This window comes from Streptomyces sp. NBC_00691, assembly GCF_036226665.1.
GTDB lineage: Bacteria > Actinomycetota > Actinomycetes > Streptomycetales > Streptomycetaceae > Streptomyces.
On sequence record NZ_CP109007.1, the window covers coordinates 7,661,004 to 7,687,334 of the forward strand.

A 26,331-nucleotide genomic window follows, 5' to 3' on the forward strand; every position below is an offset into this window, starting at 1 on the left:
AACGGGCCCCCCGGGACGGCGCCCAGGACGGGCCGGACGCTCCTCCGCGTCCCCGGCGAAGTCGTCCCCGCGACGTCGTCCCCGCCGTCAGCCGGGGGCGCCACCCGGCCCCGGTGCGGGGCCGTCGCGCCGGATCCGGGCGAGCACGATCACGGCGTCGTCGGTGGGCGCCTCGGGCAGCAGTCGCGCCAGGACGTCGTCCGCCGTCTCCTCCAGCGTGCCGTCCGCGCCTTCGAGCCGGGCGCGCAGCGCCGCCATCCCCTCGTCGATGTCGACGCCGCGGGCCTCGACGAGGCCGTCGGTGTACAACGCGAGGGTGTCGCCGTCGTGGAGCTCGATGTCGGTCGTACGGAACGGCACACCGCCGACGCCCAGCGGCACCCCCAGCACCTCGTCGACCGACTCGACCGTGCCGTCCGCCCGGCGGAGCAGCGGCGGCAGATGGCCCGCGTTCGCGACGCGGGCCAGTCCGGTCGTCGGGTCGTAGCGGATGTAGAGGCACGTGGCGTACGCGATGCCGGCGTCCTGGGCGCAGACGTCGAGCTCCTCCAGGAGGCTGTCGGGATCCAGGTTCTGGCGGGCCAGCGCCCTGGCCGTGATGCGGAGCCGCCCCATCGCCGCCGCCGCGGGCACCCCGTGACCCATCACGTCGCCGACCACCAGGGCCACCCGGCCGCCGGGCAGTTCGATCACGTCGTACCAGTCGCCGCCGACCTCGGTGGCCTGGCTGCCCGGCAGGTAGCGGTGGGCGACGCGCACCGACGGGCTGCTCGCGAGGGCCGTGGGCAACAGTGCGCGCTGGAGGGTGAGCGCGATGTCCTGCACCCGGCTGTAGAGCCGTGCGTTGTCCAGGCACAGCGCGGCACGGGAGGCGAGCTCGCCGGCCAGGCTGAGGTCCTCCTCGGTGAAGTCCGGACGGCCGGCCGCGCGGCCGAACATGGTGATGCCCTGCACCGTGCCCCGTGCGATCAACGGAGCGATCAGCAGCGAGGTGAGACCGCTGTCGACCAGGAGCCGGGCGCGGGCCTGGTGGACGACCGTGTGGGTCATGAAGTCGGCGTCGACCGGTACGCAGACGGGGCGGCCCGTCGTGAGGGCCTGGTGGATGCTCGATCCGGGCGGATACGTCACGCGCTCCAGGCCGCCGACCAGTTCGGCGGCGGGCGGCGGCAGACAGGTGCCGGCCGCGATCCGGCGGGTGAGCAGCGCCGACTCCGGATCGAGCACCTCGCGCTCGTCCTTCCACTCCACGACCTCCACCACGGAGGCGTCGCAGAACTCGGGAACGGCCGTCGCGACCAGCTCGCGGGCCGTGACGTTCACGTCCAGCGTGGTGCCGATACGGGCCGCGGCCCGGTCGAGGAGCGCCAGCCGCTGTCTGCCGGCGGCCGCCTCCACGAGGGCCTGCTCCCGGTCGGTGACGTCCACGAGGAGACCGCCCACGCCCGCGCGCGAGCCGACCGCCCGGCTGAGCGGGAACAAGCTCACGGAGCGGACCTGCTCCCGGTCGGGCCGGCCGGGGGTGCGCAGCACGACCAGCGTGCTCACGACGGTCCGGCCCTCCTCGGCGACCGCCCGCAGCATGCGCTCGTACTCACCCCCGTCGGGCGTGATCATGAACTCGGCCATGGTCCGGCCGATGTGGTCCTCGACCGGGGTCCCGTCCATGTCCGCCAGGGCCTGGTTGAGGTGGACGTACCGCAGGTTCTCGTCGAGCATCACCAGGCCGATCGGACACGTCGCGAACAGCGCGTCGAGAAAGGCCAGATTGGTCTTCACCCGGTCGAGCCCGGCACTCTCGCTGGCCAGGCCGAGAATGACGGACCGGCCCTCGGCGCCGGTCACCGGGAAGACGCGGAACCCGCAGTCGAAGACCCTGCCGTCCCGGTGCAGCGTCGGTACCCGGGCCCGCCAGTAGCCCAGCGTGCGACCGCGCTCCGCGAGACGCTCCGCCGCACCGGCCCCGTCGAGGGGAGCGGCGGGAAAGAGCACATCGGCCGGCCGGGACAGCACCTCCGCGGCCTCGTGTCCGAAGAGCCGCTGCGCACCGGGCCCCCAGTAGCAGATCAGCCCGTCCTCGTCGATGCCGAGCACGGCCACGGCCACGTGTTCGAGCAGTGTCCCGGGCTCCGACCAGAGCGGCCCCGGGGCCTGCTCGTCCCCCGGCCGACCCCCCGGTCGAGGAGAGGACACACGGCCCCCTTTCCGGGCACGGACGGACGGCGGGCGAGCTGCTCACCGGCGGAGCGGGATGCTCACGTCAATTCTGCCCGCGCGCGCCGGATCGGACATCACGGAGACCGCCGGACCGGGAAGGTGCCGGCGGTCTCCGCCGCGCCGCGACCCGTCGGGCACCCGGACGGCACCGCACGTCACGGCACCTGCGAGGTCTCCGACAGGGCGGCTCGGGCCGCTTCCTCGGCCACGGCCCGGTCCTCCGGGACCAGGCCGATACGGGTGCGGCGGTCGAGGAGGTCGGAGGTGTCGAGGGCGCCTTCGTGGCGGACGGCCCACACCAGCTCGGCGCCGGTGACCGGGTGGCCGGGGACGACGGGCCGGGCGAGGGCGGGGTCCTCCAGGCCGAGCCGGTGCACGGCGGGCGCCTCGGAGCCGTAGCGGTACACGAGCCGGGCCGGGACGTCGAGCCCGGCGAGTACCTGCGGCCGGGCGGCGCCGACGAGCGGGACGGACGCGGTGCGGCACGGGCCGGCGCTCAGCCCGCCGGCGGTCACGGCGGCGTCGACGGCGTCCTGGGCCATGCGGCGGTACGTGGTCAGCTTGCCGCCGACCACGGTGACGACGCCGGAGGGCGAGGTCAGCACGGCGTGCTTGCGGGAGATGTCGGCGGTGCGGCCCGCCGCGTCCCGGGTGTCGAGCAGGGGACGCAGGCCCGCGAACGCCCCGACCACGTCGGCGCGGTGGACGGTCACGTCGAGGGCGGAGCCGAGGACGTCGAGGAGGAAGCCGATGTCGGTCTCGGGGACCTCCGGAACGTCGGGGATGTCGCCGTCGACGGGTTCGTCGGTGAGGCCGACGTACACGCGTCCGTCACCCTGGGGCAGGACCAGCACGAAGCGGTTCGACTCCCCGGGGATCGGGATGTGCAGACCCGCGGAGAGCCGGCCGAGCTGCTCGGAGCGCAGGACGAGGTGGGTGCCGCGCGAAGGCCGCAGGCGGACGTCGTCGACGAGGCCGCCCGCCCAGACGCCGGCCGCGTTGATCACCGTACGGGCGCGGATCCGCAGCTCCTGGCCCGTGGTCTCGTCGCGGACCAGAGCACCGTCGCGGTGGAGTTCCAGGGCCCGCGTGCGGGTGAGTACGTGGGCGCCGTACGCCGCCGCCGTGCGGGCGATCGCGGTGACCAGACGGGCGTCGTCGGAGAGCCGGCCGTCCCAGGAGAGCAGTCCGCCGCGCAGCCCGGTGGGGCGGAGGGCCGGGGCGAGGTGCCGGGTCTCGACGGCGGAGAGCGTGCGCGGCTGGGGCAGCGTGCTCCGCGAGGTGCGGGCGCCGACGCGCAGCAGGTCGCCCGCGAGGAATCCGGCGCGGGCCAGGGCGGCCTGGCCGCGGCTGACGAGCGGGGTCAGGGGGAGGACGAAGGGCTGCGCGCGCACGAGGTGGGGGGCGGTGCGTTCCATGAGGATGCCGCGCTCGACCGCGCTCTCGTGGGCGACGTCGAGCTGTCCGGAGGCGAGGTAGCGCAGTCCGCCGTGGATCAGTTTGGAGCTCCAGCGGGACGTCCCGAAAGCGAGATCGTGGGCGTCGATCGCGGCGACGGTGAGCCCGCGGGTGGCCGCGTCGAGCGCGGCACCGGCGCCGGTGGCACCCAGGCCGACGACCAGGACGTCGACCGCGCTGTCGGCGGCTCCGCCGGTGAGCCGGTCCAGTTCGCGCAGGCGCCGCCGCGCGTCGAGGGAGGAGCCGGGCAGGGCGGGGCTGCTCGTGGGGTTCATGGGGCGATGGTCCTCTCCAGCAGGGTGCGCAGCTCGTCGAGGAAGGCGGCTTCGCTCAGTTCGGGATCGGTGTCGTCGGTCATGGTGCGCAGCGAGAGCGTGAAGGACTGGACGACGAGCAGCAGGGACCTGGCCTGCAGGTCCGCCCGGACGCGGCGTACGGAGCCGTCCTCGTGGCCGTCCTCGAGTGCCGTGTGGAGGAGTCCGAGCAGGGCGTCCTGGCTGGCGCCCCGGCGGTCGAGGATGTACGGCAGCAGCAGCTCGGGATCGACGTCGATGATCTTGTGGAAGAGCGGGTGGGCCCGGAACGCGGCGGCTCCCGCCACGAGCCCCGCGACGATCCGCTCCCGCTCGGGCCGGTCCTCGTCGGCGGGCGGCATCGCGCCGGCCGCCACGGCGATCCACTCACGGGTCATCAGGTCGCCCACGAGGCTGCGCACATCGGGCCAGCGCCGGTAGATCGTCATCCGGGACACGCCCGCGCGCCGGGCGATGTCGGTGAGGGTGGTCCGCCGTACGCCGACGGCGAGCACGCAGTCGCGTGCGGCGTCGAGCACGGGATCTGCGTCTTCATGGTTGTGACGAATGGGCGTCATCTGTCACAGTGTAATGCCAGCGTCGGCCGCGTGGCAGCGCCATCCGTGAAACAGACCGTAAGGAACCCTTTCGAAGTGGACATGTTGTGGAGCGGTTGGGGCGACCCGGCCAAGGCGGCACCCCTGCCCGACTCGGTCACCGGCCTCCTGCGTGACCTGCTCGGCGTCACCCCGCGCGAGAGCGGCCCGGCGGACCTCGCCGACATAGAACCGCCCGCCCCGGCGCTGGCCGACGAGGCCCGCGCCGCGCTGCGGCAGGCCGTCGGCGCGCCCGACGGCCTGCGGGAGGACGCGGAGAGCCGCGTCCGGCACACCCGCGGCAAGTCGACCCCCGACCTGCTGCGCATCCGTGCCGGAGAGGTCGACGACATCCCCGCCGCGGTCGTGCTGCCCGGCGACCACGACGAGGTCCTCGCCGTGCTGCGCGCCTGCGCCGAACACGGCGTCGCCGCCGTGCCCTTCGGCGGCGGCACCTCCGTCGTCGGCGGCCTCGCGCCCACCACCGAGCGCCCGTTCGTCGCGCTCGACCTGCGGCGGCTCGACCGGCTGCTCGCCGTCGACGAGGTCTCCCGCACCGCGACGCTCCAGCCCGGCCTGCGCGGCCCGCGGTGCGAGGCCCTCCTCAACGAGCGCGGCTGGACCCTCGGACACTTCCCGCAGTCCTTCGAATGGGCGACCGTCGGCGGCTTCGCCGCGGCACGCTCCAGCGGCCAGGCGTCGGCCGGATACGGCCGCTTCGACGAGATGGTCCTCGGCCTGACGGTCGCCACCCCCGAGGGGACCCTGGAGACCGGCCGGGCCCCGCGCTCGGCGGCCGGCCCGGACCTGCGCCAGCTGATCCTCGGCTCCGAGGGCGCCCTCGGAGTGATCACCGCCGTGACCGTCCGCATCCGTCCGCTCCCCGCGAAGCGGGTCTACGAGGGCTGGCGCTTCACCTCTTTCGAGGCAGGCACGGCGGCACTGCGCCGACTGGCCCAGGACGGTCCGCGCCCCACCGTGCTGCGGCTCTCGGACGAGTCGGAGACCTTCATCGGTCTCGCGCAGCCGGACGCCATCGGCAGCGCCGAAGTCCCGCAGAACCCGGGCTGCATGGCCATCGTCGGCTACGAGGGCACCGAGGAGGAGACGGCCGCACGCCGTGCCGCCGCCTGCGAGATCCTCCTCGCCTGCGACGGCGAGCTCATCGGCGAGGAGCCCGGCGACAAGTGGGAGCACGGCCGGTACAACGCTCCCTACCTGAGGGACGCGCTGCTCGACGCCGGAGCCTTCGCCGAGACGCTGGAGACCGCGGCCTTCTGGTCCGCCGTCCCGGGCCTCTACGCGGCCGTGCGGGACGCGCTGACCAGCACCCTCACCGAGGCCGGCACGCCGCCGCTCGTCATGTGCCACATCTCGCACACGTACGAGAACGGCGCCTCCCTGTACTTCACCGTCGTCTCCGCGCAGGGGAAGGACCCGGTCGCGCACTGGGAACCGGTGAAGCGGGCGGCCAACGACGCGATCCTGGCCGCGGGCGGCACCATCAGCCACCACCATGGCGTCGGCACCGACCACCGCGACTGGTACGCCCGGGAGATCGGCCCGCTCGGCATCCGCATGCTGCAGGCCGTCAAGGCCGAGGTCGACCCCTCCGGTGTGCTCAGCCCCGGAGTCCTCATCCCCGTCCGCTGAACCCTACTTCTGCCGCCCGGAGGCCAGATCCATGCGACAGTTCACCGCCGTCGTCAACCCCACCGCAGGGGGTTCCAGCGGCACGGCGGGTCTGCTCCCGCTGGCCCGTCTTCTGCGGGAGGCGGGTGCCAGGCTCGACACCGTCTACAGCCGCAGCCTGGAGCACGCCCGAGAGCTCGCCCAGGAAGCCGGAGCACGGGGGCACGTCGTGCTCGCCGTCGGCGGTGACGGCATGGCCGGCTGCGTCGGCGGCGCGCTCAGCGGTACGGACACGGTCTTCGGCCTCGTCCCGGCGGGGCGCGGCAACGACTTCGCCCGCGCCCTGGGCCTCCCCTCGGACGCCCGGCAGCTCGTCGAGACACTGCTCCACGGCGAGCCGCGGGCCGTCGACACCATCGAGGTGGAGTCCGCCGTGCACGCGAGGACCTGCGTGCTCGGCAGCGTGTACGCGGGCGTCGACGCGGTGGCCAACCGCCACGCCAACGCCTCCCGCGTGCTGCGCGGCGCGGCCTCGTACTACGCGGGCGGGCTGCGGGCGGTCCTCGGCTGGAAGCCCGCCACGTACCGCGTCACCGTCGACGGGGTGCGGCACGGGCGCACCGGCTACACCGTGGTCGTGGCGAACTCGGGCTACTACGGCTTCGGGAGGAACGTCGCACCGGGCGCGCGGATCGATGACGGTCTGCTCGACGTCGTGGTCATCAAGCAGGCGCCCAAGCGGCTCTTCTTCGCCATGATGAACGAGCTGAAGACGGGCGTGCACGTGAACCGGCCCGAGGTCGAGATCCTGCGCGGCAAGGAGGTCCGCCTCGAAGCGGACCGTCCCCTTCCGTACGGCGCGGACGGCGAGGTCGACGCTGTGCTGCCAGTGACCCTCAGGGTGCGGCCTGCCGCGCTGAACGTCCTGGCCTGACCGGGGGTCATGTGTGCGCGGGGCGACCCGTCACCTCGCCGGGGGACCGGGCGGGGGCGGGGCGTCCCCGCGCAGCCGATGCCCCACGGTCTCCAGTGCGTCGGCGAGCAGGGCGATCTGCCCGGGTTCGAGGGCGTCGATGAACAGCTCGCGGACGAGGGCGACGTGTCCGGGGGCGGCGTCGGGCGTCGCCGACAGCCGCACGAGGACCTCGTACTGCGGATGCGAGAGGCCCTCGTCGCCCTTGAGCTGCTGCTCCACGCGGCGGGACATCAGGCTGCTCGCCACGGCTCGTCCTGGCCGCACCGCGGCGCTTCTCCGCCGCCGTGCTGCTGTCCGGCACCCTGCCCTGGGACGCCGGGCTGCCCGAGGAGACCGGTCGGCTCGCCGGGCTCCCGGTCTTCTGGGGGCGCGACACCGCGGACACGGTGATCCCCGCCGATCTGGTCGCACGCACGGGCGCCTGGCTGCGGGAGCGGTCCGGAGCGGACCTGCGCGAGTGGACCTGTCCGGACCTGGGCCACGGCATCTCCGCCCAGGAGATCCGCGACATCCGCGACTTCCTGGCGACCGCGCCCCCGCGCGGCCCGGTCGGCCCGACATCACGAAGGCCGGACATCACGGATGCCTGACGTCGAAGAGGCCTGACGTCGAAGAGGACGGACGCGAAACCCGCGGGTGGCGTTCTCCGCCTCGGGAACCATTTCCCGGGGCGGGCTCCTCCTGCGGTCGGACGCCGGGATGGCCGGGGGAGGGATTTCGCTCAACTGCCTTGTGCGCAAGGGTGCATGAGACGCATCGTCCACCTCCCGCAAGGACCTGACTCTGTGCGAAGCACCCGCATAGCTCCCCTCGTGGCCATCAGCGCGGTCGCGACCCTCGTGCCCGCTCTCACGCCCGCCGTCGCCTCCGCTGCCGAACCGGTCACCTCCCGGACGGTCTCCGCCGACCCCTTGAAGCAGTACACCCAGCAGATACCGCGCTGGAAGCGCTGCGAGGCCGAGGCACCCGAGAACTACCAGTGCGCGACGCTCAAGGTGCCGCTCGACTACTCCCGGCCGAACGGCAGGAAGCTCGACATCGCCGTGTCCCGGATCAGGGCGACCAGCCCCCAGAAGCGACACGGTGTCCTGCTGCTCAACCCCGGCGGTCCCGGCGGCCCGGGTCTCGACATGCCGCTGTGGATGGGGCCGGAGCTGCCGGACGCGGTGAAGGAGCGGTACGACCTCATCGGCTTCGACCCCCGCGGCGTCGGGCGGAGCTCGCCCGTGAGCTGCGGCCTGAACGCGGACGAAGCGGACTGGCAGCGCCCGTACAAGGCGGCGACGTTCGACAGGGACGTCCGCTGGGCGCGGACCGTCGCCGAGAAGTGCCGGGCGAGGAGCGGCGACGTCCTGCCCCACCTGACCACGCGCAACACCGCACGGGACATGGACGTCATCCGTGCCGCGCTCGGCGAGAGGAAGGTCTCGTACCTGGGCTACTCCTACGGCACGTACCTGGGCGCCGTCTACACGCAGATGTTCCCGCGGCGGACCGACCGGTTCGTGCTGGACAGCGCGGTCGACCCGGAGCGGATCTGGCGCGGCATGATCCAGGTGTGGGCGGAGGGCGCGGAGCCCGCCTTCGCGCGCTGGACCGCGTGGACCGCCGAGCGGCACGCCACGTACGGGCTCGGCGACACCCCGGCCGAGGTCGGGAAGACCTACTGGGGCCTGGTCGCACGGGCGGAGCGCGAGCCGATCGACATCCAGGGCACGTTCGTGACCGGCGACGACATCCGCGCCGGCCGGGCCATGTTCTTCGACGTGAAGGGCGCGGCCGAGGCGATCGTCGAGCTCAGGAAGGCGGCCGAGGGGACGTCCTCCCCGGCGCCTTCGGAGCGTGCCACGACGCCCCGTCACGTACCGCCCGCGTTCGCCCGCGCCGTCCCCTCGGACAACTCGGACGCCGCCTTCTGGGCCGTGGCGTGCGCCGACACCCGTTCGTGGCCGCGCGACCCGGAGCAGTACCGCCGCGACGCGATCCGCGACAAGGCCAGGTACCCGCTGTACGGCGACTTCGCGTCGAACATCAAGCCGTGCGCGTTCTGGAAGAACGGGTCCGAGCCGGCCACCAGGGTGAACAACTCCGTCGGAGCGCTCATCCTCCAGAACGAGTGGGACTCCCAGACGCCGCTGGTCAGCGGCGAGGGGCTGCGCCGGACGATGAAGGGCGCCCGGATGGTCACCGTCCTCGGCGGCCAGGGCCACGGTGTCTACGGATCCAAGTCCTGCGCCGACGTGACCGCCACCGCCTATCTGACGACGGGCAGGCTGCCGGCCGCCGACGTGACCTGCCGGGCCACGCCGGCCCAGGCGCAGAACCGTCTGGACCTGCCGCTGCCGACGCCGCCGGGCATCCCGGGCCTGGACCGCTTCTGACCCGCACGACGAACGGCGAGTGACAGGGGCCCCGTGACGCGGGGGCCCTGTCCCGGCGCGCCGCCGGTCCCCGTCCTGGCCTCTCGCCGGTCCCGTCCCGGCCTGCGCCTCCTCGCCGGTCCCGTCCCGGCCCGCGCCTCGCCGCCGGTACCGGCGGCGAGGTCAGGAGCCGGCCAAGTACCCGGCGAGGGTGGTGCGTCGGCGATGGAGGTCGTCGATACGGGCGTCGGTGGACGCCAGTTCACGGAGCATCAGATCCCGGATGTCGGCGCACCAGTCGAACGCCGTCCCGTCCTCACCGGTGCACGGCAGGACGACCCGGATCACCTCGGTGGGCAGCCCCGCGGCCAGCAGGGCGCGGACCTTGCGCACGGTACCCACCGCGTCCTCGTCGTACGCGCGATAGCCGTTCGGGCCGCGACGCGCCTCCAGCAGCCCCTGCGCCTCGTAGTAGCGCAGCAGCCGGGTGCTCACCCCGGTGCGCCGGGACAGCTCCCCGATCAGCATGCGTACCCCGCCTTCCGCTCCGTCCGGGAGCGAGTTGACCTTGACATCAGTGTCAACGGTTAGCGTCGGGCCATGACGAATCATTCCCCGCGTCCCGCCGACCGCTCCTTCCTCTTCGTACTGGGCAGCTCGCGCGCCGACGGCAACACCGGGATACTCGCGAGGGCCGCCGCCGAGGCGCTGCCCGCCGACGTCCCGCAGCGCTGGATCGACCTGAACACGCTGCCGCTGCCGGACTTCCAGGACGGACGCCACGAGGAGGGCGACTGGCCGGTCTCGGAGGCCGAACGGATCCTCCGGGACGCCACGACGGAGGCCACCGACATCGTGATCGCCTCACCGCTGTACTGGTACACCCTCTCCGCCCAGACGAAGCGCTACCTCGACTACTGGTCGGGCTGGCTCGGCGTTCCCGGCCTCGACTTCAAGCAGCGGATGGCGGGCCGGACGCTGTGGGCGGTGGCGGCCATGGCGGACGAGGACGAGGCTGTCGCCGACGGCATGGCCACGACCCTGAACAACACGGCGGCCTACCTCCGGATGCGCTTCGGTGGAGTCCTCCTCGGCAACGGCTCCCGCCCGGGCCAGGTGCACGGCGACGAGCGGGCGCTGACCCGGGCGAAGACGTACTTCGCGGGGGAGGCGCCACTGGCGCTCTTCCCGCACGAGCGGCGGGCGGAGTCCGCGGAGCGGGCGGCGGAGACGGTCGGCGCTGCGGTCTGAGCGCGCGGAGACCCGCGGGCGGAGCGCTGACCCGGCCGGACGCGGCGGGTGCGCTGTGTGACGGAGGTGTGGGCCGAGAGGTGCCTGACCGGAGGGCCCACGCGTCAGGTGCCTGGGGTCCGCTCTCACGGACGGGGCGGCAGCTTGCCCTGACTCCTGGCCGGGCCCTCGGCCCCCGTGGGCAGGCCCTCGGGGGCCGCCGCGCTTCGGGCGACCGCCGTGTGCAGCGCCCGCAGGGCGATCAGGAGGACGCCGATGTCGTCCAGGTAGACAGGGTCCGGGATCAGGTCGATCGGCGAGACCGTGTAGACGACCGCCGCCCAGAACAGGGCCTTGGACTGCAGCGGCACCCCGGCGTCCACCAGTAGCCGGCGGGTGCGGAGGACGCGTACGAGCAGAACGGCGGCGCATGCCGCCACCGCGAGCAGGAGAACCAGGGCCACGACGAGCCAGACGTTGCCGTCCACGCCGCTCTCCTTCCTCCGTGAGGTCCAGGCCGCGCCGATGCGCGCCGATGGCCAGGGTACGACGCCGGGCGCGCTCCCCGGCGTCGTACGCCGAGCCTGCTCCACGCGGGCCGGTCTGCGATATGCCCCTTTGGCCCTACTTAAAGCGTGACTCAGAACACTCTCCGCAACGCTTTGCGCATGGATCCGGGAACCCAGGGCAGGCGGCCGAACCGCCGGTGACACCGGCAGGGGGACTCTGAGGAACGAAAGGCCATACGCGACGTGACGGCAGCACAACAGACCATCCATGTGGGCGGAGAGTGGCGCGCAGCCCTGTCCGGAGCCACGCGCGAGATCATCGACCCCGTCGACGCGACCGCCTTCGCGGTCGTCGCGGAGGGCGGTGTCCAGGACACCGACGAGGCCGTGGCGGCGGCACGCGCCGCGTTCGACGACGGTTCCTGGCCGCGCACACCGGTCGCCGAGCGCGCCGCCCTGCTGCGGCGGGTCGCCGACCTGCTGGAGCGCGACCGCGAGCGGATCGGCGCCCTGGAGAGCCAGGACGCGGGCAAGACCCTGGAGGAGGGCCGCGTCGACGTCGACTGCGTCCGCGACGCCTTCCTCTACTTCGCCGACCTCGTCGAGAAGGAGGACGGCGGACGGGTCGTCGACGCGGGTTCGGCCGACATCCGCAGCGTCGTCGTGCACGAGCCCGTCGGGGTCTGCGCCCTGATCACGCCGTGGAACTACCCGCTGCTCCAGGCCAGCTGGAAGATCGCGCCCGCCCTCGCCGCCGGCAACACCTTCGTGATCAAGCCCAGCGAGATCACCCCGCTCAGCACCGTCGTCCTGGTCGAGCTGCTCCTGGAGGCCGGGCTGCCGCTCGGCGCGGCCAACATCGTCACCGGCCCCGGCCACACCGTCGGCGCCCGGCTCGCCGAGCACCCCTCCGTCGACCTCGTCTCCTTCACCGGCGGTCTCGTCAGCGGCACGAAGGTCGCCAGGGCCGCCGCCGACAGCGTGAAGAAGGTCGCCCTCGAACTGGGCGGCAAGAACCCCAACGTCGTCTTCGCCGACGCCTGTGCGACGCCCGAGGACTTCGACACCGCCGTCGACCAGGCGCTCAACGCCGCCTTCATCCACAGCGGCCAGGTCTGCTCCGCCGGCTCCCGCCTCATCGTCGAGGAGTCGCTGCGCGAACGTTTCGTCGCCGAGCTCGCCCGCCGGGCCCGACTGATCCGGCTCGGCCGCGGCACCGACGCGGGCGTCGAGTGCGGACCGCTGGTCTCCGCGGCCCAGGTCGCGCGGACCGAGGAGTACGTGGCCTCCGCCCTCGGCGAGGGCGCCGTCCTGCGCGCGGGCGGCGAGCGCCCCGAAGGCCCCGGCTACTTCTACCGGCCCACCGTCCTCGACCGCTGCCACCGCCGCATGCGCGTCGTCCGCGAGGAGATATTCGGCCCCGTCCTCACCGTGGAGACGTTCCGCACCGAGGAGGAGGCCGTCACCCTCGCGAACGACACCGAGTACGGCCTCGCCGGAGCCGTCTGGACCTCCGACCCGGACCGCGCCCGCCGCGTCGCGGCCCGGCTGCGCCACGGCACCGTCTGGATCAACGACTTCCACCCGTATCTGCCCCAGGCCGAATGGGGCGGCTTCGGAAAGTCCGGCATCGGCCGCGAACTGGGCCCCAGCGGCCTCGCCGAGTACCGCGAGGCCAAGCACATCTACCAGAACCTCGCCCCGCGCCCCGTGCGCTGGTTCGCGGGCACGACGGCGAAGGACCGGGCATGAACGACCAGCACGTCTACGACTACGTCGTCGTCGGCGGCGGCACCGCCGGTTCGGTGATCGCCTCCCGGCTGACCGAGAACCCCGACGTCACCGTCGCCGTGATCGAGGGCGGCCCCAGCGACGTCGGCCGCGACGACGTCCTCACCCTGCGCCGCTGGATGGGCCTGCTCGGCGGTGAGCTGGACTACGACTACCCCACCACCGAGCAGCCGCGCGGCAACTCGTACATCCGCCACAGCCGCGCACGCGTCCTCGGCGGCTGTTCCTCGCACAACACCCTCATCGCCTTCAAGCCCCTGCCCTCCGACTGGGACGAGTGGGCCGGGGCCGGAGCCGAGGGCTGGGACGCGGCGTCGATGGACCCGTACTTCGCCCGGCTGCGCAACAACATCGTCCCCGTCGACGAGGCCGACCGGAACGCGATAGCCCGGGACTTCGTCGACGCGGCGCAGAACGCGCTCGGCGTCCCGCGCGTCGAAGGCTTCAACCGGGAGCCCTTCCACGAGGGCGTCGGCTTCTTCGACCTCGCCTACCACCCCGAGAACAACAAGCGGTCGTCCGCCTCGGTCGCCTATCTGCACCCGTTCCTGGACCGGCCGAACCTGCACATCGCCCTGGAGACCTGGGCGTTCCGCCTGGAGCTGGAGGGCACCCGCGCCACCGGCGTGCACATCCGCACCAAGGAGGGCACGGAGCACGTCGTCCGCGCCCGGCGCGAGGTCCTGGTGTGCGCCGGGGCGGTGGACACCCCGCGCCTGCTGCTGCACTCCGGCATCGGGCCGCGCGCGGACCTGGAGAAGCTCGGCATCCCCGTCGTGCACGACCTGCCCGGCGTCGGCGAGAACCTCCTCGACCACCCCGAGTCGGTCATCGTGTGGGAGACGCACGGCCCCATCCCGGAGAACTCCGCGATGGACTCCGACGCCGGGCTCTTCGTCCGCCGCGACCCGGAGTCCGAGGGACCGGACCTGATGTTCCACTTCTACCAGATCCCCTTCACCGACAACCCCGAGCGGATCGGCTACGAACGGCCCGCGCACGGCGTGTCGATGACCCCGAACATCCCCAAGCCGCGCAGCCGCGGCCGGCTCTACCTCACCAGCGCCGACCCCGAGGTCAAGCCCGCGCTCGACTTCCGGTACTTCACCGACGAGGACGACTACGACGGCCGGACGCTCGTGGACGGCATCCGCGTCGCCCGGCAGATCGCCGCGAGCGAACCGCTGGCCGGATGGCTGAAGCGCGAGGTGTGCCCCGGACCCGAGGTCACCTCCGACGAGGAGCTCAGCGCCTACGCCCGCCACGTCGCGCACACCGTCTACCACCCGGCCGGCACCTGCCGGATGGGCTCCGCGGACGACGAACTCGCCGTCGTCGCACCCGACCTGAGGATCCGGGGCCTCGACGGCATCCGGATCGCCGACGCGTCCGTCTTCCCGACCATGACCGCCGTGAACCCGATGATCGGTGTGCTCATGGTCGGCGAGAAATGTGTGGACCTGCTGGGAGGCACCCGACGATGAACGACCCGACGCAGGACACCACCGAGCCCGTCTTCTCCGTGCGCGAGCTGTGGAAGGTCTTCGGCCCGAAGGCCGACCGCGTGCCCGCCGACAAGGAGCTCGCCTCGCTCGACGCCGCGGAGCTGCGCGAGCGCACCGGCTGCACCGCCGCCGTCCGCGACGTCTCCTTCGACGTCCGCAAGGGCGAGGTCTTCGTCGTCATGGGCCTCTCCGGCTCGGGCAAGTCGACGCTCGTCCGCTGTCTCACCCGGCTCATCGAACCGACCTCGGGCAGCATCTCCATCGATGGCGAGGACGTGCTGTCCATGGACAGCGGCCGGCTCCGCGAGCTGCGCCGGCACCGCGCGTCCATGGTCTTCCAGCACTTCGGGCTGCTCCCGCACCGGACCGTGCTCGACAACATCGCGTACGGGCTGGAGATCCAGGGCGTGGGACGCGGCGAACGGCGCGCACGCGCGGCCGAGTTCGTCACCAAGGTCGGCCTGGAGGGCATGGAGAACCGCAGGCCGAGCCAGTTGTCCGGCGGCCAGCAGCAGCGGGTCGGACTGGCCCGCGCGCTCGCCGTGGATCCCGAAGTCCTGCTGTTCGACGAGCCGTTCAGCGCGCTCGACCCGCTCATCCGCCGGGACATGCAGGAGGAGGTCGTCCGGCTGCACCGGGAGGAGGGCCGCACGATGGTCTTCATCACCCACGACCTGAGCGAGGCGCTGAAGCTCGGCGACCGCATCGCGCTGATGCGCGACGGCCGGATCGTGCAGCTCGGCACGCCGGAGGAGATCGTGGGCGCCCCCGCCGACGACTACGTCAGGGACTTCGTCCGGGACGTCCCGCGCGAACAGGTGCTGACCGTCCGCTCGGCGATGCGCCCCGCGCTCGCCGACGAGCACGAGGCGGGCGCCGCGCTCGCCCCGAGCGCCACCGTCCACGAGGCCATCGAGGCCGTCGCCCGTACGGGCGTGAACGCGCGGGTCGTCGAGAACGGCCGCTGCCTCGGCGTGGTCGACCACGCCGGACTCCTCGGTGTCGTCGCCGGGGTCCCGGCCGCGACGGGGAAGGCGGTGGCCTGATGTACGCCCATACGACCTGGCCGCCGCCGGGCGGCACTGCCGCGAACTCCCTCGCGTGGCCCGGCGCCACGACCGCCGCCACGGGCCGGGTGACGCGCCGCCCCGCGCCCGCCGCCGACGCCACGGGGCGGTGGGGCCGATGACCGCCACCGTCACCCCCGCCTCCCCCCGCCCCACGACCGCCCCCGACACCGCGCCCGGTGCGCTGCGCGCGCTCGCGCGCCACCGCGGCCGTCTGATCGGCGCCGGCGCCGCCCTGGCGCTGGTCCTCGGAGCCGTACTCCTGGGCGGCGGCAGCTGGCCCGCCTCGCTCGCCGTCGACCTGTCCGGACCACTGGAGCGCACCAGCGACTGGATCATCGACAACCGTGACGGCCACCCGCTGTTCCTCTACTTCCTCGGGCACGTCAGCAACGTCGTCGTCGTGTCCGTCCGCGCGGTGTACCTGCTGCTGCTCGCCCTCGGCTGGGCCGGCGTCACCGCCGCCGCCGGGCTGCTGGCCTGGCGGGTCGCGGGCGTCCGCCTCGCACTGACCTCCGTCGCCGCCTTCGGCGCCTGCGGACTGCTCGGCATGTGGGTGCCGACCATGCAGACGCTCGCCCTGATGGTCGTCGCCGTCGCCGCCTCCGTACTGCTCGGCGGTCTCCTCGGCCTGGCCGCCGGCGTCTCCGACCGGATGCACCGGATCCTGCGGCCGGTCCTCGACACCATGCAGGTGCTGCCGGCCTTCGCGTACCTGCTGCCCGTCGTCCTCGTCTTCGGCATCGGCGTCCCCGCCGCCGTCCTGGCGACCGTCGTCTACGCCGCCCCGCCCATGGCCCGGCTCACCGCCCTCGGGCTGCGCGGCGCGGACGCCGGCGTCATGGAGGCCGCCGCGTCCCTCGGCGCCACCGGCAGGCAGCGCCTGCTCACGGCCCGGCTGCCGCTGGCCCGCAAGGAGCTCCTGCTCGGTGTCAACCAGTCGATCATGATGGCGCTCGGCATGGCCGTCATCGCGTCCGTCATCGGAGCGGGCGGCCTCGGCGACCGCGTCTACCAGGCCCTGGCCTCCGTCGACGTCGGCGCCGCGCTCGCCGCCGGCGTGCCGATCGTGCTGCTCGCGATCGTCCTGGACCGGGTCACCGCCGCCGCCGGAGAGCGCCTCGGCGCGGCCCCGGCCCGCGGGTCCCGGCTCGGCTGGGCCGTCGCCCTCGGGGCGACGGCCGTCGTCGCCGTCGCCGGCCGGCTGACCGACCGGCTCGGCTGGCCCGAGGCGTGGACGGTCGATCTGGCCGAGCCCGTCAACACGGCCGTCGACTGGATGACCGCCCACCTCTATTCCGGTGTGCCCCTCGTCGGCGGTACCGCCGACTGGGCGAGCGGGTTCACCACCTGGGTCCTCAACCCCCTGCGCGACGGCCTGCAGTGGCTGCCCTGGTGGGCCGTCCTGCTGACGGTCGGCGCCCTCGCCCTGTTCATCGGCACCTGGCGCACCGCCGCGACCGCCGTCCTCGCGATGGCCGCGATCGGCGTGCTCGGCGTCTGGGACCCGGCGCTGGACACCCTGTCGCAGGTACTGGCCGCCGTCGCCGTGACCCTGCTGCTCGGCGTCTCGCTCGGGATCGCCGCGGCCCGCAACACCCGCCTGGGCCGCGCGCTGCGTCCGGTGCTCGACGTCTTCCAGACGATGCCGCAGTTCGTGTACCTGATTCCCGTGGTCGCCCTGTTCGGCGTGGGCCGCGCCCCCGCCGTCGCGGCCGCCGTCGTCTACGCGCTGCCCGCGGTCGTACGGATCACGGCCCAGGGCGTACGCGGAGTGGACCCGGCCGCCATGGAGTCCTCGCGCTCGCTCGGCGCGACCGGACGGCAGCAGCTGTTCCAGGTCCAACTGCCGCTGGCCCGGCCCGCGCTGCTGCTCGCCGTCAACCAGGGCGTGGTGCTCGTCCTCGCCGTCGTCGTCATCGGCGGCCTCGTGGGCGGCGGCGCGCTCGGTTACGACGCGGTGTTCGGCCTCGCCCAGGGCGACCTCGCCACCGGTCTGGTGGCCGGTGCGGCGATCGTCTGCCTCGGCCTCATGCTCGACCGCGTCACCCAGCCGACCCAGCGCCGTGACCTCGCGGGAAAGGGGGCCTGAGATGGCTCGCACACGTATCGCCCTCGGCGGCTCCGCCCTCGTGACCGCCGCCGCCCTGGCGGCCGGCCTCACGGGCTGCGGCGCCGCCGACATGACCCGCCAGTCCTCCCCGTACGCCGACGCGAAGGGCTCCCGTACGGTGACGCTCTCCGTGCAGTCGTGGGTGGGCGCGCAGGCCAACGTCGCCGTCGCCCAGTACCTGCTGGAGCACGAGCTCGGCTACCGCGTGGACACCGTACAGATCGACGAGGTGCCCGCCTGGGACGCGCTCAGCCAGGGCCGGGTGGACGCCATCCTGGAGGACTGGGGCCACCCGGAGCAGGAGAAGCGGTACATCGACGACAAGGGGACGATCAGCCGCGGCGGCGATCTCGGGGTGACCGGCCACATCGGCTGGTTCGTGCCGACGTACTTCGCCGAGCGGCACCCCGACGTCACCGACTGGAAGAACCTGAACAAGTACGCCGACGAGCTCCGCACCGCGGAGAGCGGCGGCAAGGGACAGCTGCTCGACGGCTCCCCGTCGTACGTGACGAACGACAAGGCCCTGGTGGACAACCTGGACCTCGACTACCAGGTCGTGTTCGCGGGCTCCGAGGCGGCGCAGATCACGCAGATCAAGCAGTTCGCCAAGGAGAGGAAGCCGTTCCTGAGCTACTGGTACAAGCCCCAGTGGCTCTTCGAGAAGGTCCCGATGACGGAGGTGAAGCTGCCCGCCTACCAGGAGGGCTGTGACGCCGACGCGGAGAAGGTGGCGTGCGCGTACCCGCACACGCCTCTGCAGAAGTTCCTCAACGCCCGCTTCGCGGACGGCGGGGGCGACGCGGCCGCCTTCCTGAAGAAGTTCCGCTGGACGACCGGCATGCAGAACGACGTCGCCCTGATGATCGCGGACCAGAAGCTGTCGCCGCAGGAGGCGGCGGGCCGCTGGGTGAAGGAGAACGAGGCCACCTGGCGGACGTGGCTCCCGTCCTGACGGGGTGCGAAGGGCCGGGCCGGGTGTGTGAGCCCCGGCCCGGCCCTCCGCACGTCCTCACCCCCGGACCCCGGGCTTCGCCGGGGTGCCCCGGCCCCGGGCGTACCGCCGGCCGAGGGGCTCGGCGCTCAGTCCGTGCAGCACGATGCTGACCATGACGGTGATCACCATCACCCGGGAGACGAAGTCACCGCCACCGGCTGCGGGCAGCTCGATCGCGGCGAGCAGGCCGAAGACGACCGAGGCCACGCCTCGCGGCCCCATCCACCCCAGGAACAGCCGGTCGGAGAGGGACAGATCCGTACCGATGAGCGCGATCATCACCGGCACCATCCGCACCAGGGTGCAGGCGAGGACGGCGTAGAGCACGACGGACAGATGGAACCCGTCCCAGAACTCGTCACTGACCAACTGCCCGAAGAGGAACCACAGGGCGAGCGTCGACAGGGTCACCAGGTCGTCCGTCATCCTCACGGTGCCCTCGGGGAGATGCCGCATCGCCGGGGCGACGCAGACACCGGCCACGAACGAGGCGACGAAGCCGTTGCCGCCCAGGAAGACGGAGAGGGAGTACGCGGCGAGGGGCACGCTCAGCACCGCGAGGCGTGCCGCGGCGGGCAGCGTCCAGCCCTTCGCCCAGGACCGGCGCAACAGCCGTCCGGCCAGCCAGCCGACGAGCGATCCGGCTCCGACGGCCCAGCCCGCCGCGCCGACGGCGTCGAGGAGCGCCTCGGCGTAGTCGGCGCCGGCCGTGTGGTACTCGGCCGCCGCGGCGACACAGATCAGGAACGCCGGTGAGACCACGCCGTCGCTCAGGCCACCCTCGACGTTGAGCAGCTCCCGCAGACGCGCCGGGATGCGCTCGTCCCGTACGAGTGCCGCGGCGGGTGCCAGATCGAGGGGGACGACGACCGTCGCCAGGGTCGCGAGCACCCATCCGGGCCGGTCGGGGAAGAAGGCGAGCGCGGCCAGGAAGGCGGCGCCCAGGGTCAGCGGCAACGCGCCGCCGAGGAGCCGGGCGACGACGCTCCGCTCCCTCCGGATGGCCCCGGCCGGAACCTCGGTCGCGTCGACGAAGAGCAGCAGCGCGAGGACGACCTCCACCGCGCGTTCGAAGCCGGCCAGGTCGCCGAAGTCGAAGACGAGCGGCGGGTCCGAGCCGCTGGTGAGGGCGATGCCCGCCACCATCATGGCGATCGGTGCGGTGATGCTCCACAGCGCGAGCCGGCGCGACAGGACGCACCAGGTGAACAGAATGCCGGCGATGACGGTGACGGCAAGCAAGACATCCGTGCTTTCGGAGGGGCTCGGTCCCGGCGGGTTCGTCCCGACGGTGGAGAGGCAGCGTATGGCGAATGCCGCGCCGACCCGAGCCAGCACGCCGCTCAGGCGGACGCTTCCCCGTCCTGCCGCCGGTCCGGTACGGCGCCCGTGCCGAACGCGCGGCGGTAGGCGGCGGGCGACACGCCGAAGGCCGTCCGCATGTGCGCGCGCAGGGAGTTCCCGGAGCCGAGTCCGGCGCGATGGGCGACGAGGTCGATCGGAAGGTCGGTCGACTCCAGGAGTTGCCTGGCCAGTTCGAGGCGCTGGGCCGTGAGCCACTGCACCGGGGTCGCCCCGACCTCGTCGCGGAACCGCCGGGTGAAGGACCGCAGGCTCATCCGGGCGTGCTCGGCGAGCCGGGCCAGGGTGAGGGGCTCGGAGAGGTGTTCCAGGGCCCAGGCGCGGGTGGCGGTGGTGCTGGCCAGGGTGGGCTCGGGCACGGGCCGGTCGATGAACTGGGCCTGCCCGCCGTCCCGCCAGGGGGGCACCACGCACATGCGGGCGGCCCGGTTGGCGACCGAGGCGCCGTGGTCGCGGCGGATCATGTGGAGGCACAGGTCGACCCCGGCGGCGACGCCCGCGGAGGTCAGCACGTCGCCGTCGTCGACGAAGAGCACGTCCTCGTCCACCTTGACCCGGGGATAGGCCCGGCGGAACTCCGGCGCCAGGTTCCAGTGGGTGGTGGCCGGCCGGCCGTCGAGCAGCCCGGCGGCGGCGAGCACGTACGACCCGGTGCAGATCGAGACCAGTCGCGTGCCGGGGCGGATGCCGTCGATGGCCGCGGCGACCTCGGGCGGCAGCGGGCCGCCGCGGCCGAGCTCCGGCATGGCGTGCGTGGGAGGGAGGACCACGGTGTCGGCGGCGGCGAGCGCCTCGGGACCGGCCGCGGGCTGCACGGTGAACCCGGCGTCGCTGAGCACCGGGGCGCCGTCGGCCGTGCAGATCGTGACCTCGTACAAGGGGCTGCCGTCGGCGTCCACGGCGCTGCCGAAGACCCGCGAGGGGATGCCGAGCTCGAACGGTGGCACCCCGGGCAGGGCGAGGACGGCGACCCGGTGCGGCGTCGGTGCCGCTTCCCGTGCGGTGCCGCTGGTCGCTTCGGCTGAAATCCTCATGGCCAGATCCTGTCACATGCTGGCCAAACGGCCAACACCGTGAGGGGCTCCGGCACCGGATCGTGGACGCATCGCCGCCGGAACGGTCCGGGGCGAAGGGATCGAGACGGAAACGAGGCGGACAGCATGCGTGCGGTGGTCGTGGAGCAGTGGGGCGGACCCGAGAACCTGGTCGAGCGCGAGGTGGAGCGCCCCGAGCCCGGCCTGGGCGAGGTCCTGGTGCGGGTCCACGCGGCAGGGGTGAACCCCGTGGACTGGAAGACCCGGGCCGGCGGTGCCCTCATCGAGTGGGGCGCCGTTCCGGCCGTCGGATGGGACGTCTCCGGCACGGTGGATGCCGTCGGCCCCGGCGTGGGGATCTTCCACCCCGGCGACGAGGTCTTCGGCATGCCGCTGTTCCCCCGGCAGGCCGGCGGATACGCCGAGTACGTGGTCGCCCCGGCGCGGCACCTCGCCCCCAAGCCCGCCTCCCTGACCCATGTGGAGGCCGCGGCGCTGCCGCTGGCGGCGCTCACCGCCTGGCAGGCCCTCGTCGACGCGGCGGACGTCCGCCCCGGGGAGCGGGTGCTGGTGCACGCGGCGGCCGGGGGAGTGGGACACCTCGCCGTGCAGATCGCCAAGGCGCGCGGGGCGTACGTCATCGGCACGGCGAGCGCGGGGAAGCACGAGCTGTTGCGAACGCTGGGCGCGGACGAGGTGATCGACTACCGCGAGACCCGCTTCGAGGACGTCGTCTCCGATGTGGACGTCGTCCTGGACGGTATCGGCGGGGAGACGGCCGAGCGCTCCCTCGCGGTGCTCCGCGACGGGGGCAGGCTCATCACCCTGCCGGGCCCGGACGACGTCCCCGCCGCGCGCGACGGTGTACGGGCGGCCTGGGTCCTGGTGGAGCCCGACCACCTCGGTCTGCGCGAGATCGCGGCCCTGGTGGAGCAGGGGAGGCTGCGGCCTGTGGTCGAGGTCGTCGTGCCGCTCGCGGAGGCGGCGAAGGCCCACGCGATCGGCGAGCAGGGCCGGACCACGGGCAAGATCGTCCTGACGGTCGCCTGAGTCGGGGGACGGGGCGGGCCCGGGCGGGCAGGGGCGGGCCCGCCCCCGCCGGCCCGGTACCGCCGCCCGGGGCCCCGGGGGCGCCGTGGAGAATGATCATCCGCGTGTCCCGCCCTCGAAAGGCCCTCGATGAACCTGCCCGCTTCCGGCCGTCGTGTCCTCGTCAGTGGTGCCTCCCGGGGGCTGGGGAGAGCGGTCGCGCAGGCGTTCGCGGCCAACGGTGACCGGGTCGCCGTCCACTTCGGCTCGCGCGCCGAGGAGGCCCGCGTCACCCTGGACTCCCTCGACGGAACGGGCCACGTCCTCGTCGGGGGCGACCTCGCGGACCCGGCCGGGGCCGTGGCCGTGGCCGACGCGGCGGCCGGGGCGCTCGGCGGGATCGACGTACTGGTCAATAACGCGGCGGTGAACCTCCGTCACCCCCTCCCCGAGACCCCGTACGAGGAGTGGGTGGAGGTCTGGCGGCAGCACGTGTCCGTGAACCTGCTCGCCACGGCGAATCTGAGCCATCTCGCGGCCCGCCGCATGATCGACCAGGGCTCCGGCGGCCGCATCGTGAACATCGGCTCCCGCGGCGCCTTCCGCGGCGAACCCGACCACCCGGCCTACGGTGCCACCAAGGCGGCCGTGCACGCGCTCGGCCAGTCGCTCGCGGTCTCGCTCGCCCCGCACGGGATCGCCGTCGCCTCGGTCGCGCCCGGATTCTTCGCCACGGAACGGGTCTCCTCCCGCCTGGAGGGGGACGAGGGCGCCGCGATCCGGGCCCAGAGCCCGTTCGACCGGGTGGCCGAACCCGCCGAGATCGCGGCGGCCGTCCTGTGGCTCGCCTCCCCTGCGGCGGAATGGTCGTCCGGAACGATCCTCGACCTCAACGGAGCCTCGTACCTCCGCAGTTGACCTTGAACGGAACCTGAACGTCGAACTCGGCCTTCACGTAGCCGGCGCCGAGCCCGAACTCCATTCGCCCGTCATCGAAACGGTCGATGCTCGCCACATCACGCGCGAGAAGTGGTGGGGTTGTAGAACGGTGTGTTCAGCACGAACGTCGTCAGGCGTTCACGCCGAAGCGTAAGGGGAGCCGGGAGGGAATTGCGCCTGTCTGCCACACGTGTATTCCGCCGTCAGTGCGCCGAGTGCGTCGGGATGATCTCAACCATTTCTCCAGCGAGGTTCTTTCAGCCATGCCAGGGAGAGCGGGGTGCGAACGCGACGGAAAGGCCACGTATATGACGTCCTCTCAGTAAGGGGCGAGGGTGTGATCGGAAGCGGGTCGGTGCGTACGGTGTACCGCCCGGGAGTCAACTCGTCACGGCCTCCGGAGTCCCAGGTGCCGTCAAGTCGGCCGCACGGGAGTTGTGTTGGTTCCATGGCAACGGCGGAGGGTCCACACCGTTGGCCGGAGTGCGGCGGGATGCCGAGGTCTCGCTCTAGACTCGGTCAGGGTTTGGTAAAGCCAGGTACGGCTCGCGGGGGGAGCCCCGCACAAAACGATTGGGTAGCCAGTGCTTCTGAAGACGTTCGGCTGGTCGTTCGCGGTGACCGCGCTCGGCCTCGTCGCGGCCGTGCTGTACGGGGGATGGGCGGCCTTCGGGATCGTGGCGATCCTGTCCATCCTCGAGATCTCGGTGTCCTTCGACAACGCGGTGGTCAACGCCGGGATCCTGAAGAAGATGAGCGCCTTCTGGCAGAAGATCTTCCTCACCATCGGTGTGCTCATCGCCGTCTTCGGCATGCGGCTGGTCTTCCCCGTCGTGATCGTGGCGATCAGCGCCAAGGTCGGCCCCATCGAGGCCGTCGATCTGGCGATCAACGACGCCGAGCGCTACGAGCAGCTCGTCACCGACGCCCACCCGTCGATCGCCGCCTTCGGCGGGATGTTCCTGCTGATGATCTTCCTCGAGTTCATCTTCGAGGACCGTGACATCAAGTGGCTCGGCTGGCTGGAGCGCCCGCTGGCCAAGCTCGGGAAGATCGACATGCTGTCGGTCTGCATCGCCCTGGTCGTCCTGGCCGTCAGCGCCATGACCTTCGCGACCCAGGCCCACCAGCACGGCGGCCTGCACGTCGACAAGGCGGCCACGGTCCTGCTCTCCGGCGTCTTCGGTCTCATCACGTACCTCGTCGTCGGCGGTCTCTCCGGCTACTTCGAGAACAAGCTGGAGGAAGAGGAGGAGCGCGAGCACGAGGCCGAGGAAGAGGCCCGCAAGAGCGGCAAGAAGGTCCCGGCGGTCGTGATGGCCGGCAAGGCCGCGTTCTTCATGTTCCTCTACCTGGAGGTCCTGGACGCGTCCTTCTCGTTCGACGGTGTCATCGCCGCGTTCGCCATCACCAACGACATCGTGCTGATGTCGCTCGGCCTCGGAATCGGCGCGATGTACGTCCGTTCGCTGACGGTCTACCTGGTCCGTCAGGGCACCCTCGACGACTACGTCTACCTGGAGCACGGCGCGCACTACGCGATCGGCGCCCTGGCCGTGATCCTCATGATCTCCATCCGCTACCAGATCCCCGAGGTCGTCACCGGACTCATCGGTGTCGTCCTGATCGCCTGGTCCTTCTGGTCCTCCGTCCGACGCAACCGCAGGCTGGCGGCCGACGAGGGTGAACAGTCGGGAGCCACCGAGAAGGCCGAGGTCCCCTCCGGCGTCTGAGCCGGCCGGCCGGCGCGCGCCCCGGGGCGCGCCGGCTCGGATCACGCGGCGGGGGCTCGCGTCGTGCACCTTCGACGCGGCGTCCAGCGGGCCGCCGCGGCGCCCGAGCTCGCCCGTGGCGATCGGGAACCAGGGGATGAAGGCGATGTGCTCGGCCTCGGCGTGGGCGAGCACGTCCTCGGCCGCCCGGTTCGTCCTACCGAGCCTCGCCCCGCATGAAGGGGGGCCGGTTCGTCAGCTGTTGCTCCGTCCACGCCAGTCGCTCCTCGAGCGGTGGGCGGAGGGGGGCGGGTGCGACGGAGAGCACGCCGGTCAGGAGCTTCCGGCAGCGCGCGAGCACCATCGGCATCGCGGGCGCGATGACGAGGATGTCGTCCAGACCGACCCGGAGGAGACTCTCCCAGCCGGGCACGGGCAGGATCACCCGCACGGTGCCCGACGCGTCGGCGATCGCACGGGTCTCCTGTCCGACCGGTCCCGCGGCGGCACGGCGGAGCAGGTCCTCGACCGCGTCCAGGGCCTGGACGGCGGTGGCCGGATCGTTGATCGCCGAGGACAGCGCCCGCAGAGCGATGTCGGACAGCAGCCGGAAGGCGAGCCCGGGGTCCTGGTGGAAGGTGCGCTCGGAGCCGGCGACGACCGCCTTCAGGACCTCGGCCGCCTTGACCGTGCCGTGGTGCACGTCGGCCACCGGGTCACCGTCGTACAGGACCTCTCCCACCTTCACCCGCAGGACGACGGCCGCGCCCCCTCGTCGTGCCGCGGCCACCAGCGGAAGCAGGTTGAACTGCTCCACCAGCACGGACGCACCCCGCCAGGGGACCGACGCGGTGACGGAACCGGGCAGCAGGGGCGCTCCCGGCGGGGAGTCCCGGAAGCCCGCCTCCTCGCCCGGCGGACAGTAGACGTCGAGTACGTGGAGGCCACGGTCGCGCAGCTCGTCGAGGACATGGGAGAGCTGGATCGAGCGCAGCGCGACGAGCTGGAGGCGACGGACGAACACGAACGCGGCGGCGGCCATGACCAGGGCGGCGATCGGCACGGCCACGGACACCGTGCTCTGCGAGCCGATGGCCAGGACCGCGGTGACGGAGTAGACCAGCACACCGAGGACGAAGGCGAACACGCGCCATACGAGCGGGTCGGAGCGGAACAGGGCGAGGCGATGGCTGAAGTTGCCCGCGGCCCACTGCACGACGAGGAACATCAGCGAGAAGATCAGGGCGGTGACGCTGAGGACGCCCACACCGAGCACGTTCAGGACGGCAACGGCGCGGTCCCCGGCGACCCGGGAGCCGCCGTCGATCGCGGGGAGCAGGATGCCGAGCGCCACCGCCACGCCGGCGGCCACCGCGTGCGTGATGCCGGCGCGCAGCGCCCGCCGCGGGCGGACGACACGTTCGGCCGCATGCCCCGCGCCCACCGTCGTCATCGGCGGCTCAGACACGACCGCGTCCGCTCGCGTGCTCCCCTGAGCAGCGGCGGATGGT

22 protein-coding genes are annotated in these 26,331 nt (G+C 72.9%); 13 read left to right on the forward strand and 9 right to left on the reverse strand.

All coding sequences use genetic code 11. From position 1 onward, the window contains the following. Positions 1 to 87: 87 nt before the first annotated feature. The 3 genes from OG392_RS34355 to OG392_RS34365 form a co-directional block, all read right to left on the reverse strand. Entirely contained in the window at positions 88 to 2,193 is a 2,106-nt protein-coding gene (locus OG392_RS34355) for a SpoIIE family protein phosphatase (RefSeq protein ID WP_329286039.1), read from the reverse strand. Positions 2,194 to 2,372: 179 nt separating this feature from the next. Then, entirely contained in the window at positions 2,373 to 3,950 is a 1,578-nt protein-coding gene (locus OG392_RS34360) for a glycerol-3-phosphate dehydrogenase/oxidase (protein WP_329286041.1), read from the reverse strand. Further along, positions 3,947 to 4,546 carry a TetR/AcrR family transcriptional regulator gene (locus OG392_RS34365; RefSeq protein WP_329286042.1) on the reverse strand — a complete coding sequence of 200 codons (600 nt, stop codon included), beginning with the start codon at positions 4,544 to 4,546 and terminating at the stop codon, positions 3,947 to 3,949. The genes OG392_RS34360 and OG392_RS34365 overlap by 4 nt, the downstream gene beginning before the upstream one ends. 75 nt (positions 4,547 to 4,621) lie before the next feature. Here OG392_RS34365 and OG392_RS34370 point away from each other — a divergent pair, with 75 nt between their 5' ends. After that, positions 4,622 to 6,217, forward strand: coding sequence for an FAD-binding oxidoreductase (locus tag OG392_RS34370; RefSeq protein ID WP_329286043.1), 1,596 nt, complete (start codon positions 4,622 to 4,624; stop codon positions 6,215 to 6,217). A 31-nt stretch (positions 6,218 to 6,248) separates the two neighbouring features. After that, on the forward strand, positions 6,249 to 7,130 hold the full coding sequence (locus tag OG392_RS34375; RefSeq protein ID WP_329286045.1) for a diacylglycerol/lipid kinase family protein: 882 nt from the start codon (positions 6,249 to 6,251) through the stop codon (positions 7,128 to 7,130). A 30-nt stretch (positions 7,131 to 7,160) separates the two neighbouring features. Here OG392_RS34375 and OG392_RS34380 read toward each other — a convergent pair whose 3' ends face one another. Beyond that, the gene (locus OG392_RS34380) at positions 7,161 to 7,418 is read right to left on the reverse strand and encodes a hypothetical protein (protein WP_329286047.1); all 258 of its coding nucleotides are present in this window, start codon (positions 7,416 to 7,418) and stop codon (positions 7,161 to 7,163) included. 38 nt (positions 7,419 to 7,456) lie between these two features. Between OG392_RS34380 and OG392_RS34385 the strand changes: the two genes are divergently transcribed. Together OG392_RS34385 and OG392_RS34390 are read left to right on the forward strand one after the other, a co-directional pair. Then, a complete protein-coding gene (locus OG392_RS34385) occupies positions 7,457 to 7,762 on the forward strand; it encodes an alpha/beta hydrolase (RefSeq protein WP_443055001.1) in 306 nt (101 codons plus the stop codon). Between the two features lie 195 nt (positions 7,763 to 7,957). Continuing rightward, complete coding sequence (locus OG392_RS34390; protein WP_329286049.1) at positions 7,958 to 9,553, forward strand: alpha/beta hydrolase; 1,596 nt, start codon at positions 7,958 to 7,960, stop codon at positions 9,551 to 9,553. A gap of 162 nt (positions 9,554 to 9,715) precedes the next feature. On the opposite strand, the gene OG392_RS34395 is transcribed toward OG392_RS34390, so the two are convergent. Beyond that, on the reverse strand, positions 9,716 to 10,060 hold the full coding sequence (locus OG392_RS34395) for a MerR family transcriptional regulator (RefSeq protein WP_329286051.1): 345 nt from the start codon (positions 10,058 to 10,060) through the stop codon (positions 9,716 to 9,718). A gap of 72 nt (positions 10,061 to 10,132) precedes the next feature. Here OG392_RS34395 and OG392_RS34400 point away from each other — a divergent pair, with 72 nt between their 5' ends. Then, positions 10,133 to 10,783: a flavodoxin family protein gene (locus OG392_RS34400; RefSeq protein WP_329286053.1), complete on the forward strand. Its 651-nt coding sequence runs from the start codon at positions 10,133 to 10,135 to the stop codon at positions 10,781 to 10,783. A gap of 125 nt (positions 10,784 to 10,908) precedes the next feature. Here OG392_RS34400 and OG392_RS34405 read toward each other — a convergent pair whose 3' ends face one another. After that, positions 10,909 to 11,250, reverse strand: a complete 342-nt coding sequence (locus tag OG392_RS34405) for a YkvA family protein (protein ID WP_329286055.1) — start codon at positions 11,248 to 11,250, stop codon at positions 10,909 to 10,911. Positions 11,251 to 11,514: 264 nt separating this feature from the next. Between OG392_RS34405 and OG392_RS34410 the strand changes: the two genes are divergently transcribed. The 5 genes from OG392_RS34410 (at position 11,515) to OG392_RS34430 (ending at position 18,702) form a co-directional block, all read left to right on the forward strand. Beyond that, complete coding sequence (locus OG392_RS34410) at positions 11,515 to 13,023, forward strand: aldehyde dehydrogenase family protein (RefSeq protein WP_329286057.1); 1,509 nt, start codon at positions 11,515 to 11,517, stop codon at positions 13,021 to 13,023. Beyond that, the gene (locus tag OG392_RS34415; protein WP_329286059.1) at positions 13,020 to 14,546 is read left to right on the forward strand and encodes a GMC family oxidoreductase; all 1,527 of its coding nucleotides are present in this window, start codon (positions 13,020 to 13,022) and stop codon (positions 14,544 to 14,546) included. The genes OG392_RS34410 and OG392_RS34415 overlap by 4 nt, the downstream gene beginning before the upstream one ends. Beyond that, positions 14,543 to 15,613: a quaternary amine ABC transporter ATP-binding protein gene (locus OG392_RS34420; protein ID WP_329286061.1), complete on the forward strand. Its 1,071-nt coding sequence runs from the start codon at positions 14,543 to 14,545 to the stop codon at positions 15,611 to 15,613. The genes OG392_RS34415 and OG392_RS34420 overlap by 4 nt, the downstream gene beginning before the upstream one ends. Positions 15,614 to 15,752: 139 nt before the next feature. After that, a complete protein-coding gene (locus OG392_RS34425) occupies positions 15,753 to 17,726 on the forward strand; it encodes an ABC transporter permease (RefSeq protein ID WP_329286063.1) in 1,974 nt (657 codons plus the stop codon). Position 17,727: 1 nt separating this feature from the next. Next, positions 17,728 to 18,702, forward strand: coding sequence for an ABC transporter substrate-binding protein (locus tag OG392_RS34430; RefSeq protein WP_329286064.1), 975 nt, complete (start codon positions 17,728 to 17,730; stop codon positions 18,700 to 18,702). A gap of 57 nt (positions 18,703 to 18,759) precedes the next feature. On the opposite strand, the gene OG392_RS34435 is transcribed toward OG392_RS34430, so the two are convergent. Together OG392_RS34435 and OG392_RS34440 are read right to left on the reverse strand one after the other, a co-directional pair. Then, the gene (locus OG392_RS34435) at positions 18,760 to 19,986 is read right to left on the reverse strand and encodes a cation:proton antiporter (RefSeq protein ID WP_329286066.1); all 1,227 of its coding nucleotides are present in this window, start codon (positions 19,984 to 19,986) and stop codon (positions 18,760 to 18,762) included. A gap of 101 nt (positions 19,987 to 20,087) precedes the next feature. Next, positions 20,088 to 21,140, reverse strand: coding sequence for a GlxA family transcriptional regulator (locus tag OG392_RS34440; RefSeq protein ID WP_329286068.1), 1,053 nt, complete (start codon positions 21,138 to 21,140; stop codon positions 20,088 to 20,090). 126 nt (positions 21,141 to 21,266) lie between these two features. On the opposite strand from OG392_RS34440, the gene OG392_RS34445 reads away from it, so the two are divergent. The 3 genes from OG392_RS34445 to OG392_RS34455 all read left to right on the forward strand — a co-directional run bounded on the left by OG392_RS34445 (position 21,267) and on the right by OG392_RS34455 (position 24,841). Further along, complete coding sequence (locus OG392_RS34445) at positions 21,267 to 22,190, forward strand: NADP-dependent oxidoreductase (protein ID WP_329286070.1); 924 nt, start codon at positions 21,267 to 21,269, stop codon at positions 22,188 to 22,190. 129 nt (positions 22,191 to 22,319) lie between these two features. Further along, positions 22,320 to 23,087, forward strand: coding sequence for an SDR family NAD(P)-dependent oxidoreductase (locus tag OG392_RS34450; protein ID WP_329286073.1), 768 nt, complete (start codon positions 22,320 to 22,322; stop codon positions 23,085 to 23,087). A gap of 605 nt (positions 23,088 to 23,692) precedes the next feature. Continuing rightward, entirely contained in the window at positions 23,693 to 24,841 is a 1,149-nt protein-coding gene (locus OG392_RS34455) for a DUF475 domain-containing protein (protein ID WP_329286074.1), read from the forward strand. Between the two features lie 196 nt (positions 24,842 to 25,037). On the opposite strand, the gene OG392_RS34465 is transcribed toward OG392_RS34455, so the two are convergent. Beyond that, the gene (locus tag OG392_RS34465) at positions 25,038 to 26,288 is read right to left on the reverse strand and encodes a DUF2254 family protein (protein ID WP_329286077.1); all 1,251 of its coding nucleotides are present in this window, start codon (positions 26,286 to 26,288) and stop codon (positions 25,038 to 25,040) included. Between the last annotated feature and the right edge of the window lie 43 nt (positions 26,289 to 26,331).